At 73.8% G+C, this 3,843-nt stretch carries 3 protein-coding genes; all 3 read right to left on the bottom strand.

The genetic code is table 11. The annotated features are described in order from the left end of the window. Positions 1-1,921 (bottom strand): phenylalanine--tRNA ligase subunit beta (gene pheT, locus SACPADRAFT_RS25595; RefSeq protein ID WP_007026836.1); only part of this gene is annotated, 1,921 nt, incomplete at its 3' end. A 3-nt stretch (positions 1,922-1,924) separates the two neighbouring features. Further along, on the bottom strand, positions 1,925-2,992 hold the full coding sequence (gene pheS, locus SACPADRAFT_RS0204495) for a phenylalanine--tRNA ligase subunit alpha (RefSeq protein WP_007026837.1): 1,068 nt from the start codon (positions 2,990-2,992) through the stop codon (positions 1,925-1,927). 115 nt (positions 2,993-3,107) lie between these two features. After that, a partial coding sequence (locus SACPADRAFT_RS0204490) for a TrmH family RNA methyltransferase (protein ID WP_007026838.1) occupies positions 3,108-3,843 on the bottom strand: 736 nt, incomplete at its 5' end.

Here is a 3,843-nt window from a genome sequence, read left to right as displayed (position 1 = left end):
GCGGCTGGTCGGGGACCGCGTCCTCCAGTGCGGCCAGCTCCGCATCGTCCGGGCGCCGCGCGACGTCCGGGTCCGGCGCGGCGGCCTGGCCCTCGCGCGGGCGCACGACCTGGCCGACGTGGTACAGCGCCACGTCCCGGAATCCGCGGGAGAGGTTGCGGTGCAGTGTCTCGAACAGGCCCGGCAGCAGCGACGTCGCGAGCTGGTGGCGCTCGGCCTCCAGCGGGTTCTGCACACTCGCCGCGTTCCGGCGCTCGTCGTCGGCGGGCAGGCCGAGGTCGTCCCACGTCGACGGGGCGACGAACGGGAACGGGAGCACCTCGACGTAGCCGGCCTCGGCCAGCGTGCGGGACACCGCACGCCTGCGGCGCTGGGCCCGGGTCAGGCCCCGCCCGGCGGGAGCGGACGGCAGCACGGAGGGGATGTGTTCGTAGCCCTCCAGCCGCAGCACCTCCTCCACCAGGTCGGCGGGCTGGGCGAGATCACCGCGCCAGCTCGGCGGCACCGCACTCACCAGTGCGGACCCGTCCTGGCCGGTCCCCACCGACACCTTGCAGCCGACCTGGGTGAGCCTGCGCACGGTGACGCCGCGGTCGAAGTTCACCCCGGCGACCCGGTCGGGCAGGTTGATCGGCATGGTGATCGGCTCGGCCTGCGCGGAGGTCCCCTCGTCGGTCCGACCGGGCCGGATGCTGCCCTCGCCGTACCGGCGCAACAGCCGGGCGGCCGTCTCCACCGCGGCCGCACACAGCTCGGGATCGGTGAACCGCTCGAACCGTTTGGCGGCCTCGGAGAAGAGTTTGTGCCTGCGCGCGGTGCGACTGATCGAGGCCGGATCCCAGTGCGCGGCCTCCAGCAGCACGTCCGTGCTGTCGGTGCGGATCTCGGTGCTCGCGCCGCCCATCGTGCCCGCGAGCGAGATCACCCCGGTGTCGTCGGCGATCACGACGTCGTCCGGGTCGAGGCCCCGTTCGGCGTCGTCCAGCGTCACCAACGTCTCGCCCGGTTCCGCCCGCCGGATCACCAGGTCACCCTTGATCGCGCCGGTGTCGAAGGCGTGCAGCGGGTGGCCGAGTTCCAGCATCACGTAGTTCGTGACGTCCACCGCCAACGAGATGGGCCGCATCCCGGCGAGCAGCAGGCGGCGCTGGATCCACCACGGGGTCGGCGCGCCCGCGTCGAGACCGGTCACGCGGCGCAGCACGAACCGGCGGCACCCCTCGGGGTCGTCGATGCGCACCGGCCAGGCGTCGCCCTCGGCGCCGGGCAGCTCCCCCTGCGCCGGGTCACCGAACGGCACGTCGAACGCGCCCGCCAACTCCCGCGCGAGGCCCCGCACCGACAGGGCGTACCCGCGGTCCGGGGTCGGGGCCAGGTCCAGCACCGTGTCACCCAGGTCGAGCACGTCCCGGGCGTCGTCGCCGGGGTCGGCGGTGCCCGGGGGCAGCACGAGGATGCCGCTGTGGTCCTCCCCCAGGCCCAGCTCCCGGGCCGAGCAGATCATGCCCGCACTGACGCGGCCGTAGGTCTTGCGGGAGGCGATGGTGAAGTCACCGGGCAGCACCGCGCCCGGCAGGGCCACCACCACCAGGTCGCCCTCGGCGAAGTTGGTGGCACCGCAGACGATGCCGTTCGTCGGCGGCCGCGTGGGGTCCGGGGCCGGGTCCGGCTCGCCGGACCCGGCGTCGGAGTCGACGTCACCGCCGACGTCGACCCGGCAGTACCGGACCGGCTTCTTGAACCCGGTCAGCTCCTCGACCTCGACGACCCGGCCGATCACCAGCGGGCCGGTGACGTCGCCCACCGGCCGGACGTCCTCGACCTCGATGCCCAGGCGGACGAACGCGTCGGCGAGTTCCTGTGCCGTGACCTCGGCGCCAACGTCCAGATGCTCGGTGAGCCAACTGACGGGGACCCGCATCGTTCACGCCTCCGTTCCGAAGGGGAGGGTGAAGCGCACGTCCCCCTCCACCATGTCGCGCATGTCCGGGATGCCGTTGCGGAACTGCAGGGTGCGCTCCAGGCCCATGCCGAACGCGAATCCGGAGTAGACCTCCGGGTCGACCCCGCAGGCGCGCAGCACGTTCGGGTTGACCATGCCGCAGCCGCCCCACTCGACCCAGCCGGGCCCGCCCTTCTTCTCCGGGAACCACACGTCCACCTCGGCGGACGGTTCGGTGAACGGGAAGAAGTGCGGCCGGAACCGGGTGCCCGACTCCTCGCCGAACATGGCCCGGGCGAAGGCGTCCAGCGTGCCGCGCAGGTGTGCCATCGTCAGACCCTTGTCCACCGCCAGGCCCTCGACCTGGTGGAAGACCGGGGTGTGGGTGGAGTCCAGCTCGTCGGTGCGGAACGTGCGCCCCGGGCACACGACGTAGACCGGCAGGTCGCGGTGCAGCAAGGCCCGCGCCTGGACCGGCGAGGTGTGCGTGCGCAGCACGAGGTTGGAGTCCTCGGGGGCGACGTAGAAGGTGTCGGCCGTCGCCCGCGCCGGGTGGTCCTTGCCGAAGTTCAACGCGTCGAAGTTGAACCACTCGGCCTCCAGTTCGGGACCCTCGGCGACCTCGTAGCCCATCGCCACGAAGACGTCGGCGGCGCGCTCGGCGATCGTGGTGATCGGGTGCCGGGCGCCGCGCGGCACGCGGTCCCACGGCAACGTCACGTCGACGGCCTCCTCGCGCAGGACCCGCTCGTCGCGTTCCGCCCGCAGGACCGCACGGCGCTCGTCGAAGGCCGACTGGATCTCCTGCCGCGCCTCGTTCACGCGCTTGCCCGCGTCCGCCTTCTCCGCCTTGGGCAGCGCACCGATCGCACGGCGGGCCAGCGCCAACGGCGACTGGTCCCCGAGGTGTGCGGGCTTGACCGCGGCCAGCGCGTCCAGGTCCGTCGCGGCGGCGAACGCCTCCCTGGCCTCGTCGACGGCGGCCCGCACCGTCTCCGGCGCGAGTGTGTCGGCCGACTCCGGCCCCTGCTTCTCCACGGCTTCGGACATAACTCCTCGAACGTCCGCTTCACGGTTGGCGGCTGCACGCGAGCGTGAGCGCACGTCAGCGATGCACGCCGGAGATTCTATGCGAGCCCGGGGCCCGCACGCCGGTCACCCTCGGTCAGGGGGAGTGTCGCAGCACGCGGGCGTAGAGGCACACCGCGGCGGCGGTGGCGAGGTTGAGGCTCTCCGCCCGGCCGTGCAGCGGCACCCGCACGGCGGTGTCGGCCGCCGCGAGCACGTCGTCGGGCAGGCCATGGGCCTCGTTGCCGAACAGCCAGGCCGTCGGGGAGTCCAGACCCTCCGCTGTGGTCAGATCGGACTCCGCGTGCCCGTGCGCGGCGACCGTCCGCAGACCCGCCCGGGAACAGGCGGCCAGCGCCGCGGCGGGATCGCGTTCGACGGCGACGGGAAGGTGGAACAGGCTCCCGGTGGAGGCGCGCACGCACTTGCCGTTGTGGACGTCCACCCCGTCCCCGGTGAGCAGAACCGCGTCGGCGCCCGCCGCGTCCGCGACGCGCACCACCGTGCCCGCGTTGCCCGGGTCGGCGATGCCCACCAGCACCGCGACCAGCCGGGGCGTGCCGGACAGGGCCCGCTCGGGCTCCACGGTCACGGTGTCGCACACCGCGACCAGCCCCTGCGGGGTCACCGTCTCCGACAGCAGTTCCGCGGCCCGCCGGTCGACCACCGAGACGGCGGGCGCCCCGGCCAGCAGGTCGGCGTGTCGTTCGGCGGCCTGCTCGGTGGCGAACACCTCGTGCACGCGGCCGTACCGCAGCGCCTCCCGGACGGCCTGGGCGCCCTCGGCGAGGAACCGCCCGGCCTCGGCACGGCCGGACCGGGTGGTCAGCCGC

The organism is Saccharomonospora iraqiensis subsp. paurometabolica YIM 90007 (assembly GCF_000231035.2).
Classification (GTDB): Bacteria; Actinomycetota; Actinomycetes; order Mycobacteriales; family Pseudonocardiaceae; genus Saccharomonospora; species Saccharomonospora paurometabolica.
This window is presented reverse-complemented; position numbering and strand designations above follow the sequence as displayed.

Coding starts and splice junctions, on each gene's coding strand:
- pheS (WP_007026837.1), bottom strand. CDS start 2,992: ATGTCCGAAGCCGTGGAGAAGCAGGGGCCGGAGTCGGCCGACACACTC.